The sequence below is a fragment of the Pseudomonas sp. BN417 genome (assembly GCF_029871205.1).
Lineage (GTDB): Bacteria > Pseudomonadota > Gammaproteobacteria > Pseudomonadales > Pseudomonadaceae > Metapseudomonas.
The window spans coordinates 73,042-88,011 of record NZ_SSOJ01000080.1 but is presented as its reverse complement, the minus strand read 5'-3'; the positions used below and the strand labels follow the sequence as shown (position 1 = coordinate 88,011).

The window sequence follows — 14,970 nt, the reverse complement described above, 5'->3', positions numbered from 1 at the left end:
ATTTGAAATATTCACGAGGCTCCCATGTTCAAGCAGTCCGCCCAGCATGTCGGCACCTACTACGCCCAGACCTACCCCGGCAGCATCCCGCTGCGGCCGGCCCAGGCGGGCAGTGAAGACACCGATATCCTGATCATCGGCGCCGGCTTCAGCGGCCTGCACACCGGCCTGCGCCTGGCCCTGGCCGGCAAGCGGGTGACACTGCTGGAGGCCAGCCGGGTGGCCTGGGCGGCCTCGGGGCGTAATGGCGGGCAAGCACTGCTGGGCTGGTCCTGCGATATGCCCCCGCTGGAGAAGGCCCTGGGCCTGGAACGGACCCGCCGCCTCTGGGACAGCATGCGCTGGGCCGCCGAGGAAATGCGCGAGCTGCCGGGCCGCCACGGCTTCGACGTGGATTACCGCGTCGGCAGCCTCTGGACCGCGGTGCAGGCGCGTCGCGTGAAGCTGCTGGAAGAGGCCCAGGAAGACGCCATCCACAAATGGGGCTACGACAGGATGCGCCTGATCGCCCGCGACGAGCTGCCCGAGTGGATCGCCAGCCCGCGCTTCCAGGCCGCCCTCTATGACCCGGAGGCCGCCCACCTCAACCCGCTGAAGCTGGCCCAGGGCCTGGCCGCTGCCATCGAGGCCGCCGGTGGGCGCATCTACGAACAGAGCCAGGTGCTGGAATACCGCGAAACCCCGCACGGCTTCGTGGCCCGCACCGCCAAGGGCGAAGTGCGCGGCGAGGTGCTGGTGCTGGCTTGCAACGCCTATGTCGACCGCCTCGACCGCCAGCTCTCCAGCCGCCTGCTGCCGGTGGGCTCCTACCAGGTGGCCACCGCGCCGCTGGACCCGGAACTGGCCTGCTCGCTGCTGCCGAAGAACAGCTGCGTGATCGACAACCAGTTCGTCCCCGACTACTTCCGCCTCACCCCCGACCACCGCCTGCTGTTCGGTGGCGGCTGCACCTACCTGGGCGGCCTGCCCAAGGACGTGCCGGCGGCCACCCGGCCCTACCTGGAGCGGGTCTTCCCGCAGCTCGAAGGCGTGGACATCGAGTTCGGCTGGGGCGGCCATATCGACGTCAGCATGAAACGCACCCCGGACATCGGCCGCAGCGGCCAGCGCTACTGGTTGCAGGGTTTCTCCGGCCACGGGGTGCTGCCCACGCTGGCGGGCGCCAAGGCCGTGAGCGATGCCATCCTCGGCGATGACGACCTGCTGGATCTCTACCAGGCCATCGGCAACCCGCGCTTCCCGGGCGGCTCGCTGCTGGCGGCGCCGCTGGAGGCAGCAGGCAAAGCCTATTACCGGTTGCGGGATGTGATCTAAGGTCGCGCCTTTCGAGACCGGCAGCAGGAGATGCCCATGGACAAGCAAGACGAAATCGAAGGCCTCGCGATCCTGATTCGCGACCTGCGCAAGCACAAGAACGTGACCCTGGGCGACCTCGCCACGCGCATCGACCGTTCGGTGGGTTTCCTCTCCCAGGTGGAGCGCGGCCTGTCGCGTCCGACCGTGGCGGACCTCACCGCCATCAGCGAAGCCCTGGGCGTGCCCACGACCTACTTCTACAGCCTGAGCAAACCGCGCGGGACGCCCTGGGTGACCCGCCCCGGCGAGCGCCGCACCCTGTACTACGCCGGCGGCATCACCGACGTGCTGGCCTCGCCCACCATGTCCGGCGGCTTCTCCATGCTGGAGAGCCATCTGGCGCCCGGGGCCACCAGCGGCGAGGGTCATCTGGACGATAGCTCCGAACAGGGCGGCTTCGTGCTCGAAGGCGAGCTGACGCTGTGGTACGGCGATGACGACAGGCCCGTGACCCTCTACCCCAACGACAGCTTCCAGCTACCGCCCCACGCCCAGTTCCGCTACGCCAATCTTTCCGACAAACCGACGCGGGTGCTTTGGGTCTTCACCTGAAGCGAGAACCCGCAGGACCGCAGTGATGACAACAACGAACCAGTACCCCGACCTGCTCAGCGAAGTGCGTGCCTTCCGGGCCCAGTACCCGGAAATCCGCTACGTCGACCTGATCTGCCTGGACATCCCCGGCCACTTCTACGGCAAGCGCTACCCCGTGGACATGCTGGAGAAGGTGGCCGCCGGCAGCCCGCTGAAGCTGCCGCAGAACTGCGTGTTGCTGGGTACCCAGGGCGGGCTCTACCCCATCGGCGACTACTGCTTCGCCGACGGCGACCCGGACGCGCCGCGCCGCCTGGTACCCGGTACCCTCAAGCCGGTGCGCTGGGAGAAGGAGCCCCTGGGGCAGATGCTGATCACCTCGGACGGCACCGAGGCGCCGATCGAGTTCGAGCCGCGCGAAGTGCTGGCGCGAGTGTTGCAACGCCTGGAACAACGCGGCATCCGCCCGGTGGTGGCCTTCGAACTGGAGTTCTACCTGTTCGACCGCAAGCTGCAGGATGGCCTGCCGCAGTTCCCCCGCGACCCGCTCTGCGAGGACGAGGACGACCAGCCGAACATGCACATCGAGCGCCTCTCGCGCTTCTCCAGCGTGCTGCATGAAATGGTCGAGGCGGCCAATGAGCAGGGCGTCGCCGCCAACGTCATCACCGCCGAACTGGGCCCAGGCCAGTTCGAGATCAACTTCGGCCACTGCGACGACGGCCTCAAGGCCGCCGACTGGGCCGCCCTGTTCTGCCGCAGCACCCGTGGCGTGGCCCTGAAGCACGGCCAGCGCGCCAGCTTCATGAGCAAGCCCTACCTGCAGGCACCGGGCAGCGGCATGCACGTGCACGTCAGCCTCTACGACCGTGACGGCAACAACCTGCTGGCCGCCGACGAGCAGCGTCCGCTGCGCCATGCCGTGGCCGGTTGCCTCGACCTGCTGCCGCACTGCATGCCGATCTTCGCCGCCAACCACAACGCCTTCCGCCGCTACGGCGCCATGGTCAACGCCGCCAGCCGCGCCAGCTGGGGCTTCGAGGACCGCGATGCGTGCATCCGCATCCCCGAGTCCGATGGCCGCAACCTGCGCATCGAACACCGCCTGGCTGGCGCCGACGCCAACCCCTACCTGGTGCTGGCCGCCATCCTCACCGGCATGGAACATGGCCTGGACGCCGCCCGCGAGCCCATCGCGCCGCTCAACGAAGACCGTACCAGTGGCATCGACTTCCCCACGGACATGCTCACCGCCGTGACCGCCATGCGCAGCCACCCGGCCGTGAACCAGGGCCTGGGCAGCGAATTCGTGATGGTCTATTGCGAGAACAAGCGCCAGGAATACCTGGACTTCATGAACGAGGTCAGCGCGCGGGAGTACCGCTGGTACATGTGACGACCCTCACCCCCGGCCCCTCTCCCTGAAGAGGAGAGGGGTGACTCGCGCCTGAATGAGCGGAGTCTGCCGGCGGCGCACGAGTGATGCGGGGCTTCAGACTTACCCGTTGCACGGACAAGCTCCCCTCTCCCTTCAGGGAGAGGGGTTGGGGGAGAGGGCGTCCGCCCCGAACGCTGCAATCAAGTCCTCCACGAACGCCACCTGCGCCTCGCTCGGCTGCCGCCCGCGATGGTGGGCGAGGTTGAACTGCACGTGGTAGCCCGTCTCCTGCGGCAACAGCGCGCGTAGCTGCCCGGCCGCCTCCCAGGGCGCGGCGATGTGTTCCGGCAGGTAGCCGATATGCGCCCCCGAGAGCACGAACGCCAGGCTGCATTCCACCTGCTCCGTGCGGGCGCTGCTGGGGCCGCTGGCGAAGGGTTGCCGCGCTTCCTCGAAGCGATAGGGATGCTGCACCAGGTCACAGCCGGCGAGGTCCTCCAGGCTGACCTCGGCAGGCTCGAACAGGTGATGGCCGAAGCCGCAGAACAGCCGCTGCTGCTCGCTGAACAGCGGCTGGTAATCCAGTGCTGCCTGGCCACGGGAGAAGTAGCCGATGGCCAGGTGCAGCTGGTCCTGCAACAGGCGGCGTTCCAGCTCGGCGGGCATGGCGCTGATCAGCTCGAACTGCACCGCCTGGTTGCGCTGGCGGAAGCGCCCGATGGCTGCGCCCAGGCGTTGCAGCACCTGCCTGTCGAGGGCCTCGGAAAGGCCGATGCGCAGCTCGCCCAGGAGCAGGTCGGCCATGCCCCGGGCTTCGCCCTTGAAGGTCTCGATGGCGCCAAACAGCTTGCGCGTGGCGGCCAGCACCTGCTCGCCCTTGGGCGTCAGGCGGAAGCCCGCCTTGCCGCGCTCGCAGAGGCGGAAGCCCAGGCGTGTCTCCAGCTTGGCCATCTGCGTGCTGATGGTCGACTGGCCCACCCCCAGCTCACCCTGGGCGGCGCTGAAGCCACCGCTTTCCACCACGCAGACGAAAAGCCGCAGCAACTGGAGATCGAGGTCATGGAGCTGGCTGAGCATGGTGGCACCAAACATTGATGGCTGTAGATGCCAAAGTAGAACACTTCATATTTATTCAACGCAAAGCCGGGCGCAGCATGGCTCCACCTGCAATCCCCAGGAGCCCACCATGCGCTTTCCCCTGTTGCTCGCCACCCTGTTCGCCTGCGCACTGCCCGTGCACGCCGAAGACAAGGCGCTGAACCTCTACAGCTGGTCTGCCTATATCCCGGAGAAGGCCCTGCAAGGCTTCAAGGCGCAGAGCGGCATCGAGGTGAAATACGACATCTTCGACAGCGCCGAGGCCCTGGACGCCAAGCTGCTCACCGGTGGCAGCGGCTACGATGTGGTCTTTCCCGCCAGCAGCGGCCTGGCCCGTGCCATCCAGGCCCGCGCGGTGCAGCCGCTGCAGCGCGAGCGGCTGAAGAACTTCGCCAACCTCGACCCGGAGTTGCTGTCCAAGCTGGCTACGGTCGATCCGGACAACCGCTTCGGCGTGCCCTACACCTGGGGCACCGTGGGCCTCGGGATCAACAAGGATGCGGTGACCAAGCGCATTCCCGACGCGCCGCTGAACAGCCTCGACCTGTTGTTCAAGCCCGAGTACGCCAGCCGCTTGAAGGACTGCGGCATCGCCGTGATCGACTCGCCCCAGGAAGTCATCAGCATCGCCCTGCATTACCTCGGCAAGGACCCCTACAGCACCGACAAGGCCGACCTGAAAGCGGTGCAGGAACTCTTCGCCCAGCTGCAGCCGAACGTCCGCTACGTGGGGGCCGGCAAGCACATCAACGACCTGGCCAAGGGCGAAATCTGCCTGGCGCTGACCTACAACGGCGACGCTGCCATCGCCGCCGACCAGGCGCGCCAGGCGCAGATGCCCTTCGAGGTGATCTACCGCATCCCCCGCGAGGGCACCCTGATCTGGTTCGACACCATGGTGATCCCCGCCGACGCGCCGCACCCCGAGGCCGCCCACGCTTTCATAGACTACATGCTGCGCCCCGAGGCCATCGCCGAACTCACCAACACGCAGTTCTTCGCCAACGCCAACCAGGCCGCCAAGCCGCTGCTGACGCCCGAGGTGGCCGGCGACCCGGACATCTACCCGAGCAAGGAGGTGCGCGACCGCCTGTTCGGCGAGCAGATCCAGAGCCTCAAGGACCAGCGCGCGCGCACCCGCCTCTGGACCAGTTTCCGTACCCAGTACTGAGTCGCTTTCAACACCCTCACCCCCAGCCCCTCTCCCAGAGGGAGAGGGGAGCATAAGAACCCGATGGGAGCCCGATAAGATGGACCACGCCTACGACAACGACCAGGCCATCACCCGCGACAGCCTCTACGGCACGGCCGCCGAATCCACCTATGCCGGCATCACCAGCTTCATGCGCCGCCGCTACAGCCGCGACCTGCGCGGCGTCGACCTGGTGGTCAGCGGCGTGCCCTTCGACACCGCCACAACCAACCGCCCCGGCAGCCGCTTCGGGCCGCGCGCCATCCGCGCCGCCTCGGTCCAGATGGCCTGGGCCCGCCATTACCCCTGGGAGTTCGATCCCTTCGACCACCTGGCGGTGATCGACTATGGCGATTGCGCCTTCGACCACGGCGTCCCGCAGGACACCCCTGAACTGATCCAGGCCCACGCCGCGCGCATCCTCGAATCCGGCGCCGCCATGCTCACCCTGGGCGGCGACCACTTCATCAGCTACCCGCTGTTGAAAGCCCATGCGGCCAAGCACGGCCCGCTGTCGCTGATCCACTTCGACGCCCACAGCGATACCTGGCCCGACGAAGAGGTCAAGCGCATCGACCACGGCACCATGTTCTACCACGCCGCCCGCGAGGGCCTGGTGGACCCGGCGCGCTCCGTGCAGGTGGGCCTGCGCACCACCAACGACGACGTGATGGGTTTCCAGGTGCTGGACGCCCGCGAGGTGCACCGCCACACCCCGGAGCAGATCGCCGAGCGAATTCGCGCGCGGGTGGGGGACAACCCGGTGTACCTGACCTTCGACATCGACTGCCTCGACCCGGCCTTCGCCCCCGGCACCGGCACCCCGGTCTGCGGCGGGCTGACCAGCCACCAGGCGCTGGAAATCCTCCGCGGCCTGCGTGGCATCAACCTGGTGGGCATGGACGTGGTGGAGGTGGCGCCGCCCTACGATAACGCCGAAGTCACCGCCCTGGCCGGCGCGACCCTGGCGATGGAGATGGTCTGCCTGTACGCGGCGCGGCATAAGTTGGGGATGCGCTAGGCGGATATCTCCCCTCTCCCGGAGGGAGAGGGAGCCGTCCGTGCCAACGAAAAAAGACGCGGGCCCAAGCCGGGGCCCGCGTTTTCACGCACGAAACTCAAACAGGCTGGATCAGCTCACGCAACCCGATCCGCCCCTCGCGGAACAGCCGCGCATCCATCAGCTTCGGCTCCCGCACGATGGGTCGGAAATCCATGCGCGCGAGGATGTCCCGCTCCAGGTCCACGCCTGGCGCAATCTCGATCAGTTCCAGGCCCGCAAGGGTCAGGCGGAACACGCAGCGTTCGGTGACATAAAGCACCGGCTTGGCGGATTCGGCCGCCAGCCGCCCGGCGAAGGTGCGGTGCTCAACCGCGCGCACGAACTTGCGCACCGCGCCGTCCTCGACGATGCGCATGGCGCCGTCCTCGATGCGAATGTCCTGCTCGCCCGCGCTGAAGGTACCGACGAAGACCACCGCCTTGGCGTTCTGGCTGATGTTGATGAAGCCGCCGGCGCCGGCCAGGCGCGCGCCGAACTTCGACACGTTGAGGTTGCCCTCGGCGTCGGCCTGGGCCAGGCCGAGAAAGGCGATATCCAGGCCGCCGCCGTCGTAGAAGTCGAACTGGTAGGGCTGGTCGATCAGCGCGCTGTGGTTGCTCGCCGCGCCGAAGTCCAGGCCGGAGGCCGGCACACCGCCGATCACGCCGGGCTCGGCGGTCAGGGTGAGCAAGTCGATCACGCCTTCCTCGGCGGCCACTGCCGCCACGCCTTCGGGCATGCCGATGCCGAGGTTGACCACGGCACCCGGCGATAGCTCCAGGGCGGCGCGGCGGGCGATCAGCTTGCGCAGGTCGAGCGGCATGGGGGCAAGGCTGTCAGTCGGCACCTTCACCTCGGCGGCGAAGGCCGGGTTGTAGGCGGTGGCGAAGGTCTGCTGGTGGTTGTCCGGGTGCGCCACCACTACGCAGTCCACCAGGATGCCGGGGATCTTCACCTGGCGCGGGTTGAGCGAGCCGCGCAATACCACGCGCTCCACCTGGGCGATCACCAGGCCGCCGGAGTTGCGCGCGGCCATGGCGATGGCCAGGCTCTCGATGGTCAACGCCTCGCGCTCCATGGACAGGTTGCCGTCCTCATCGGCGCTGGTGGCGCGGATCACCCCGACATCGATCGGGAAGGCCTTGTAGAAGAGGTAGTCCTCGCCGTCGATGGGCATGCGCCGCACCAGCTCTTCGGTGGTCCGTTCATTGAGCTTGCCGCCGCCGAACTCGGGGTCGACGAAGGTGCCCAGGCCGACCCTGGAGATCTGCCCCGGCTTGCCGGCGGCGATGTCGCGGAACAGCTGGGAGATCACCCCCTGGGGCAGGTTGTAGGCCTCGATGAGGTTCTCCACCGCCAGCTTCTGCAACCCCGGCACCAGACCCCAGTGACCGCCGATCACCCGTCGCACTAACCCTTCGTGGGCCAGATGATTGAGGCCGCGGCCCTTGCCGTCGCCTTGCCCGGCGGCATACACCAGGGTCAGGCCGCGGGGTGCCTGCTCGGCCTGGAAACGCTGCTCCAGGGCGATGGCGATCTCCTCGGCGAAGCCGATGCCGACGAAGCCGCCGGTGGCCAGGTTGGCATTGTCCGGAATCCGCGCCACGGCTGCGGCGGCGCTCATCACTTTGCTCATGGTCGTCCTCGAACTATCGAAGCTGTATTCGGCTGGCCTGCTCTTACTGTGGGGGCGATTTCAATCGCTAAGGGCTGCGCAGCAGCCCCATAAGGCTCACAAGGGCAGCCCTTCGGGCTGCTTAGCGAATGAATTCGCCCCCACAAGAGCACTGGGCCGGGCGCTTAGAAATTTCCCACCAATGTCCCCAGCACTATCACCAGCACCAGGGGCACCACCGGGAACAGTGCGCTGGTCATGAACACATATTTGTAGGAATCGCGGTGGGTCAGTTTGCAGATGGCCAGCAGGGTAATCACCGCGCCGTTGTGCGGCAGGGTGTCGAGGCTGCCGGAGGCCAGTGCGGCGACCCGGTGCAGCAGCTCGGGGCTGATGCCGGCGGCGTTGGCCATTTCCAGGTACTGCGCGCCGAGGGCCTTGAGGGCGATGGACATGCCGCCCGAGGCCGAGCCGGTGATGCCGGCCAGGGCGCTGACGGTCAGGGCCTCGGACACCAGCGGGTTGCCCGGCGCGACATTGAGCAGCAGGTCGCGGATCACCACGAAGCCGGCCAGCGAGGCGATCACGCTGCCGTAACCCACCTCGGAAGCGGTGTTGAGGATCGGCAGCATGGCGCCGAAGGTGCCCTCGTTGACGCTCCTCTTCAGGTCCACCCAGCGCCGCCAGTGCATCACCACCAGCAGCAGGATGGCGGCGGACAGGGCGATGATGATCGCCCAGAGGCCGATCAGCGACTTGGCGTCCTGCAGGCCGCCGAACTCCGGCTTGGCCAGGTAGCTGGTGTCGATACTGGGCAGGTAGACCTTGGCCATCAGGAAGTTCAGCACGATGACCACCAGGATCGGCAGCAGCGCCACCCAGAAACCGGTACTCAGCTGAGCGGCCTCGCCGCGCGGGTCGTCGGCGTGGTCGCCGTAACCTTCGCCGGCCGCTTGCAGTTTGCGGGCCTCGGCACTGAGCCACCAGGAACCGAGGGCGAAGATCACCACCCCGGCCAGCAGGCCGAGGCCTGGCGCGGCGAAGGTGTCGGTGCCGAAGAAGGGGATCGGGATGGCGTTGGTGATGGCCGGGGTGCCGGGCAGGGCGGTCATGGTGAAGGTGAAGGAGCCGAGGGCGATGGCGCCCGGCAGGATGCGCTTGGGAATCCCCGCCTCGCGGAACAGCGCCGCGCCGATGGGGTAGACGGCGAAGGCCACGACGAACAGCGAGACGCCGCCGTAGGTGAGGATGCCGCAGGCGATGACGATGGCCAGCACGGCGCGGGAGCTGCCGATGGTGCTGACGATGCCGTGGGCGATGGCACGGGCTGAGCCGGAATCGTCCATCAGCTTGCCGAAGATGGCGCCGAGCAGGAACAGCGGGAAGAACTGGATCAGGTAGCCGCCGAGGGCCTTCATGAAGACCTGGGTGTAGGTCGGCAGCAGCAGCGCCGCATCGCCGGCGAAGAGCACCGCGAGCAGTGCCAGCAGGGGCGCGAGGAGCAGGACGTTGATGCCTCGGTAGGCGAGGTACATCAAGAGAGCGAGAGAAATCAGGATACCTAGGGTGCCCATGGGGACTTCCTTCTTGTTGTTGTGTTCCGCCGCGTTGGGGCGGCTTGTGGAAGGTGGTAGAGCGAAAGCTGTGCCAGGTGCTGCCAGATAGGGTGCGGGAGGCTCTGAAACGGGGTTTTGTGAGGATTGCAGGGTTACGGGAAGGGAATTGGATGTGTCTACTCTGCTGGACAGTGTCCAGATTAATGGTCGGCTCGGATTGGCTGTGTCCAGAAACCTGGACGATCAGGGAGCGCAAACCTTGTGGGGGCGAATTCATTCGCTAAAGGGACGCGCAGCGGCCCCTGGGAGGTTCAACTGGGCAGGCCTGCGGCCTGCTTAGCGAATGAATTCGCCCCCACAGGAAAAGCAACCAGGCTTGTGCCTCTACAGGCCATGCACCTGCAACTTGTTGTACAGGCTGGCCCGGGCTATCCCCAGGCGTTCGGCGGCCCGGGTGCGATTGCCGTTGCAGGCGGCCAGGGCGGCGAGGATGGCCTGGCGCTCGGCGGCGGCGAGGCTGTCGGCCAGGGGGCGGACTTCGCCGGTGGCGGGCGCTGGCACGGGCGCGGTGTCGAGCGTGCTGGTGGGCTGTGGGTCCACCAGCAGGGTACGCAGGGCGTCGGCGCCAAGCGGATCGCTGTCACTCAGCATCTGCGCCCTTTCCAGCAGGTTACGCAGCTCGCGCACATTGCCCGGCCAGGGTTGGGCCTGGAGCAACTGCAGGCCGTCCTCGGCCAGCTCCAGCGGGGACTGGCCGGAGCGGCTGGCGATATCGTCCAGCAGGTGTTCGAACAGTGCCGGCAGGTCTTCTCGCCGTTCGCGCAGGGGCGGCAGGCGCAGGGCCAGGACATTGAGGCGGTAGTAGAGGTCCTCGCGGAACTGTCCGGCGGCCACCTTGGCTTCCAGATCCACGTGCGTGGCGGCGATCACCCGCACGTTCAGTGCCTTCACCTGGTTGGAGCCGAGCGGCTCCACCTCCTGCTCCTGCAGCACGCGGAGCAGCTTCGCCTGCAGGGGCAACGGCAGGTCGCCGATTTCGTCGAGGAACAGGGTGCCGCCATCGGCCAGCTCGAACTTGCCGGCGCGGGCGCGCTTGTCGGCGCCGGTGAAGGCGCCGGGGGCGGTGCCGAAGAGCTCGGCCTCCACCAGGGATTCCGGGATGGCCGCCACGTTCACCGCGACGAAGGGGCCATTGGCGCGCAGCGACAGGTTGTGGATGCCCTGGGCCAGCAGCTCCTTGCCGGTACCGGTCTCGCCGCGCAGCAACACCGTGGCGTCCAGTTGCGCGGCACGCCTGGCCTGGCGCTTGACCTCGCTGGCGGCGGCGCTGGCGCCGATGAAGCCGGCGATGGTGTAGCGCGCGCGGCGGGCCCGGGCCAGTTCGCGCTGGGTGGCGGCCAGCTGGGTCTGCAGCTGGTTGTACTTGGCCATGACCGGCTGCAGGTGGCGCGCACGGTCGAAGAGCACGAAGCCCAGGGCGCCGACCAGGGTGCCGTCGGCATCGCGCAGGGGAATGCGGGTGACCACGAAGTGCTCGTCGCCGAAGGCCATCAGGTCGAGCATGCTCGGCTGGCCGTTCTGCACCACCTCGCGCAGACGGCTGGCCGGCAGCACTTCTTCGATCTCCTTGCCGAGCACGCTGCGCGGGTCGTGGATACCGACCTTCTCGGCGTACTTGTCGTTGATCCAGACGATTCGCGCCTGGCGATTCACCGCGATGGTGCCTTCGCACTGGGCGTTCAGGTGGTCGAACAGCAGCGGCATGGCCACTTCGCGGAAACGCTCGGGGGAGACGCCTATGACCAGGCCGTTCTGGTCGAGGTCTTCGCTGGCGATGGGCATGGCGGGGCATCCGGCTGAAACATCAGGCAGCGATTATGGGGGGGCAGCGCAATGAACGCCTAGTCTGTAGGAATGTCGGTTGCTAGGCAGATGATCTTTCCCACAAGGAGCTTTCGCATGGACCTGATCCGCATCCTCATCGCCATCCTCCTGCCGCCCCTCGGAGTTTTTCTCCAGGTAGGTTTCGGCGGTGCCTTCTGGCTGAACATCCTGCTGACCCTGCTGGGCTACATCCCCGGCATCGTCCATGCGGTGTACATCATCGCCAAGCGCTAGGAACGGACTCGATCTCCCGTAGGTTGGGTCGGGCGGCGTTCCGCGCGCGCAGCGAAGCCCAACATTTTGCGTGGTGTATCGTTGGGCTTCGCGTAGCTCAGCCACAACCTACGATCGGTCCGGCGTCGTTCGGCGCTAATCCACCAGCTTGATCAGCAGGATGCCGGCGGTGACCACGCAGGCGGCGAGGATGCGGCGGATGCCGAAGGGCTCCTTGAACACCAGGCTGGCAATGACGGCGGCGATGATCACGCTGCTCTCGCGCAGGGCGGCGACCTTGGCCACGTTGTCCAGGGTCATGGCGAACAGCACCAGGCCGTAGGCCACGCAGTAGTTGAAGCCGCCGAACAGGCCGAGCCGCCAGTTGTCGCGGGCGAAGCGCAGCACCAAGGGTCCCCGGCGCATCCAGGCGAGCACGGGGATGGTCATGCTCTGCATCAGTGTCAGGTAGACCACGAACTGCAGCACGCTGTCGGCGCGGCGCACGCCCTGGGCATCGATCAGGGTGTAGAGCGCCACCCCGGCGCCGGCCAGGGCGGCACAGCCCAGGGCCTTGAGGGCGCGGGACTCCAGGCGGGTGTGGAGCAGGCTGAGGATGCCGGCGGAAATCAGCATGATGCCCAGCAGCATGGCGCCAGACATGTGCTCGCCGAACACCAGCCCGGCGCAGAGCGCCACCAGCAGTGGCGGCAGGCCGCGCACTACCGGGTAGACCTGGCCGAAGTCGCCGAACTGGTAGGCGCGGATCAACAGCAGCCGGTAGAGCGTGTTCACCACCACCGACAGGCCGATCAAGCCCCAGACCACCAGCGGCGGCGGGCTGACCAGGGGCAGCAGGGCGATGCTGAAGCAGAAGGCCACGCCGTCCACCAGCGCCATGGACGAGAGGCGGTCGCTGCCGGCCTTGATCACCGCATTCCAGCTGGCGTGCATCAGCGCGGAAAGCAGGACCACCAGGGTGGCGAGGTCGGTATCGGCGAGCACAAGGAACTCCAGGGGCGATGAAGCGGGGGGATGCGCGTAGCGTGCGGCGTCATCGTTCCATCATTCAAATCGTTTATCGTTATCCGTCAAATAAGTCCTGCTGATGGGGTGGCCATGAATCTGTTCCAGCTCCGCGCCTTCGATGCGGTGGTCCGCGAGGGCAGTTTCACCCGCGCGGCCGAGCGCCTGTGCATCAGCCAGCCGGCGGTGACCGGGCACATCAAGGCCCTGGAGGAGCACTACCAGGTGCGCCTGTTGCGGCGCACCGCGCGCCAGGTCGAGCCCACTGAGCTGGGCCGGCGCCTGGCCGCCATCAGCCACGCGCTGTTCGCCTTGGCGGAACAGGCCGAGGACCTGCTGGACACCAGTCTGTCCCTGGAATCAGGCCGCCTGGACCTGGCCGCCGATAGCCCGCATCTGGTGATGCCACTGCTGGCGCGGATGCGCGAGCGCTATCCGGGGGTGAACATCAACCTGCGCCTGGGCAACACCCAGGAAACCCTGGCCGCCTTGAATGGCGAACGGGTAGACCTGGCGGTGATCAGCGACATGAGCGAGCGCCCGGGCCTGCACTTGCAGCCGCTCGGTGAAGCGCGCCTTTGCCTGCTGCTGCCGGCCGCCCACCCCTGGGTCGGCACGCGCGAGGAAGTGGCCCTGCATGAACTGTGCAGCGAAGTGCTGCTGCAACGCGAACCCGCCTCCCTGACCCGGCGCACCTTCGAGCGCGCCTGCAACGAGCAGGGCCTGGAACTGCGCGCCGCGCTGGAGCTGAACAGCCGCGAGGCGGTGATCGAGGCTGTGGCGGCGGGGCTGGGGGTGAGCATCGTCTATTCGCTGGAAGTGCCCCGCGACCCAAGGGTGGCGGCGTTGCCGCTCAAGGGCGAGGGGCTGGTGAGCCGGCACTTTCTCGCGTGCCTGGAGCGGCATGCGGAGTTGCGGGTGGTGAGGGCATTCTTCGAGGTGGCCGGGGAGGCCCTCTCCCCCAGCCCCCGCTCTGCGCCCCTGCCTTAACGCTGCGCGTTAAGGCGCTCATCGGCACCGGAAGCGGTGCTTCCGAAAGCGTGCCTCTTCGCCCCTGAAGGGATAGGGGTGACTCGCGCATGAGAAGCCTACGTCAGGCAGTAGCTCAACGAACTCCCCTCTCCCTTTGGGAGAGGGGCCGGGGGTGAGGGGTGTCCCAGGTCGGCTCGGTGCCGCAACCGTTGGGCCGGGCGGCGTTCCGCTTCGCTGTGCTCAGACCTGCGCGGCCCGCACCAACCTACAAGAGCACGGGCGTGTGCCTGCGGGTCAGTCGATCAACTTGCTCACTTCGCCATCCGGGAAGTAGCTCTCGTAGATCTTCTGGTAGGTGCCATTGCGGCCGATATTGTCCAGGGCCTGGTTGAAGCGCCCCAGCAGAGCGTCATTGCCCTTGCGGAAGGCGATGCCGGCGCCCTTGCCGAAGTATTCCTCCTCGTCGTAGCTCGGGCCGTTGAACGCGAAGTCCTTGCCGCCCTCGCTCTGCAGGAAGTTCTCCTTGAGGTTGATGGCATCGGCCATCATCGCGTCGACCCGCCCGGAAATCAGGTCGAGGTCGGCTTCCTGCTGCGAGCCGTACTGCACCATCTGCACGCCGCGTGGCACCAGCTTGTCCTGGACGTAGCGGGCATGCACGCTGCCGCGCAGCACCGCCACGCGCAGGCCGTCGAGCGGACCTTGCGCAGTGATCTCCGGGCGATCCTTGCGGGTCACGAAGCGCGCCGGGGTCTTGTAGTAGCTGCGGCTGAAGTCGACCACCTTGAGGCGTTCGCTGGTGACCGTCATGGACGACATGATGCCGTCGATCTTCTTCACCCGCAGTGCGGGGATCAGGCCGTCGAAGGGCTGTTCGACCCAGGTGCAGCGCACCTGCATGTCGGCGCAGAGGGCGTTGCCGATCTCGATCTCGAAACCGGCCAGGCTGCCGTCGGGTTTCTTGTAGGAGAAGGGCGGGTAGCTGGCTTCGACGCCAATACGCAGGGCCTCGGCGTCCTGGGCCAGGACCTGGCTGCTGGCGAGCAGGGCGAGCAGGCTGGCGGCAATCTGTTTTCTCATTCTGGTGAACCTCGGGTGTTGGAT

At 67.2% G+C, this 14,970-nt stretch carries 13 protein-coding genes; 7 read left to right on the top strand and 6 right to left on the bottom strand.

Going from position 1 to position 14,970, the window contains the following annotated elements:
- Positions 1–24: 24 nt before the first annotated feature.
- The 3 genes from E8F11_RS09230 to E8F11_RS09220 are packed head-to-tail and all read left to right on the top strand — an operon-like array spanning position 25 to position 3,286.
- Positions 25–1,314, top strand: coding sequence for an FAD-binding oxidoreductase (locus E8F11_RS09230; RefSeq protein ID WP_280288537.1), 1,290 nt, complete (start codon positions 25–27; stop codon positions 1,312–1,314).
- 36 nt (positions 1,315–1,350) lie between these two features.
- Positions 1,351–1,908, top strand: a complete 558-nt coding sequence (locus E8F11_RS09225; protein WP_280288536.1) for an XRE family transcriptional regulator — start codon at positions 1,351–1,353, stop codon at positions 1,906–1,908.
- 25 nt (positions 1,909–1,933) lie between these two features.
- Positions 1,934–3,286, top strand: coding sequence for a glutamine synthetase family protein (locus E8F11_RS09220; protein ID WP_280288535.1), 1,353 nt, complete (start codon positions 1,934–1,936; stop codon positions 3,284–3,286).
- A 135-nt stretch (positions 3,287–3,421) separates the two neighbouring features.
- On the opposite strand, the gene E8F11_RS09215 is transcribed toward E8F11_RS09220, so the two are convergent.
- Complete coding sequence (locus E8F11_RS09215) at positions 3,422–4,345, bottom strand: LysR family transcriptional regulator (protein ID WP_280288534.1); 924 nt, start codon at positions 4,343–4,345, stop codon at positions 3,422–3,424.
- Positions 4,346–4,454: 109 nt separating this feature from the next.
- Between E8F11_RS09215 and E8F11_RS09210 the strand changes: the two genes are divergently transcribed.
- The gene (locus E8F11_RS09210; protein WP_280288533.1) at positions 4,455–5,537 is read left to right on the top strand and encodes a polyamine ABC transporter substrate-binding protein; all 1,083 of its coding nucleotides are present in this window, start codon (positions 4,455–4,457) and stop codon (positions 5,535–5,537) included.
- Between the two features lie 79 nt (positions 5,538–5,616).
- On the top strand, positions 5,617–6,579 hold the full coding sequence (gene speB / locus E8F11_RS09205) for an agmatinase (protein ID WP_280288532.1): 963 nt from the start codon (positions 5,617–5,619) through the stop codon (positions 6,577–6,579).
- 97 nt (positions 6,580–6,676) lie between these two features.
- Here the strand turns inward: speB and E8F11_RS09200 are convergent, their stop codons facing one another.
- The 3 genes from E8F11_RS09200 to E8F11_RS09190 form a co-directional block, all read right to left on the bottom strand.
- Entirely contained in the window at positions 6,677–8,236 is a 1,560-nt protein-coding gene (locus E8F11_RS09200) for an acyl CoA:acetate/3-ketoacid CoA transferase (RefSeq protein ID WP_280288531.1), read from the bottom strand.
- A gap of 164 nt (positions 8,237–8,400) precedes the next feature.
- On the bottom strand, positions 8,401–9,789 hold the full coding sequence (locus tag E8F11_RS09195; protein WP_280288530.1) for a GntP family permease: 1,389 nt from the start codon (positions 9,787–9,789) through the stop codon (positions 8,401–8,403).
- Between the two features lie 366 nt (positions 9,790–10,155).
- A complete protein-coding gene (locus tag E8F11_RS09190; RefSeq protein WP_280288529.1) occupies positions 10,156–11,613 on the bottom strand; it encodes a sigma 54-interacting transcriptional regulator in 1,458 nt (485 codons plus the stop codon).
- 117 nt (positions 11,614–11,730) lie between these two features.
- Between E8F11_RS09190 and E8F11_RS09185 the strand changes: the two genes are divergently transcribed.
- Positions 11,731–11,889, top strand: a complete 159-nt coding sequence (locus tag E8F11_RS09185) for a YqaE/Pmp3 family membrane protein (RefSeq protein ID WP_003084988.1) — start codon at positions 11,731–11,733, stop codon at positions 11,887–11,889.
- 135 nt (positions 11,890–12,024) lie between these two features.
- Here E8F11_RS09185 and E8F11_RS09180 read toward each other — a convergent pair whose 3' ends face one another.
- Positions 12,025–12,873 carry an EamA family transporter gene (locus tag E8F11_RS09180; RefSeq protein WP_280288528.1) on the bottom strand — a complete coding sequence of 283 codons (849 nt, stop codon included), beginning with the start codon at positions 12,871–12,873 and terminating at the stop codon, positions 12,025–12,027.
- Positions 12,874–12,987: 114 nt separating this feature from the next.
- Between E8F11_RS09180 and E8F11_RS09175 the strand changes: the two genes are divergently transcribed.
- Complete coding sequence (locus tag E8F11_RS09175; protein ID WP_280288527.1) at positions 12,988–13,884, top strand: LysR substrate-binding domain-containing protein; 897 nt, start codon at positions 12,988–12,990, stop codon at positions 13,882–13,884.
- A gap of 276 nt (positions 13,885–14,160) precedes the next feature.
- On the opposite strand, the gene E8F11_RS09170 is transcribed toward E8F11_RS09175, so the two are convergent.
- Positions 14,161–14,946 carry a lysine/arginine/ornithine ABC transporter substrate-binding protein gene (locus E8F11_RS09170; protein WP_280288526.1) on the bottom strand — a complete coding sequence of 262 codons (786 nt, stop codon included), beginning with the start codon at positions 14,944–14,946 and terminating at the stop codon, positions 14,161–14,163.
- Positions 14,947–14,970: the final 24 nt, after the last annotated feature.

Coding starts and splice junctions, on each gene's coding strand:
- E8F11_RS09225 (WP_280288536.1), top strand. CDS start 1,351: ATGGACAAGCAAGACGAAATCGAAGGCCTCGCGATCCTGATTCGCGAC.
- E8F11_RS09170 (WP_280288526.1), bottom strand. CDS start 14,946: ATGAGAAAACAGATTGCCGCCAGCCTGCTCGCCCTGCTCGCCAGCAGC.
- E8F11_RS09230 (WP_280288537.1), top strand. CDS start 25: ATGTTCAAGCAGTCCGCCCAGCATGTCGGCACCTACTACGCCCAGACC.
- E8F11_RS09200 (WP_280288531.1), bottom strand. CDS start 8,236: ATGAGCAAAGTGATGAGCGCCGCCGCAGCCGTGGCGCGGATTCCGGAC.
- E8F11_RS09175 (WP_280288527.1), top strand. CDS start 12,988: ATGAATCTGTTCCAGCTCCGCGCCTTCGATGCGGTGGTCCGCGAGGGC.
- E8F11_RS09210 (WP_280288533.1), top strand. CDS start 4,455: ATGCGCTTTCCCCTGTTGCTCGCCACCCTGTTCGCCTGCGCACTGCCC.
- E8F11_RS09185 (WP_003084988.1), top strand. CDS start 11,731: ATGGACCTGATCCGCATCCTCATCGCCATCCTCCTGCCGCCCCTCGGA.
- E8F11_RS09215 (WP_280288534.1), bottom strand. CDS start 4,345: ATGCTCAGCCAGCTCCATGACCTCGATCTCCAGTTGCTGCGGCTTTTC.
- E8F11_RS09195 (WP_280288530.1), bottom strand. CDS start 9,789: ATGGGCACCCTAGGTATCCTGATTTCTCTCGCTCTCTTGATGTACCTC.
- E8F11_RS09220 (WP_280288535.1), top strand. CDS start 1,934: ATGACAACAACGAACCAGTACCCCGACCTGCTCAGCGAAGTGCGTGCC.
- E8F11_RS09190 (WP_280288529.1), bottom strand. CDS start 11,613: ATGCCCATCGCCAGCGAAGACCTCGACCAGAACGGCCTGGTCATAGGC.
- speB (WP_280288532.1), top strand. CDS start 5,617: ATGGACCACGCCTACGACAACGACCAGGCCATCACCCGCGACAGCCTC.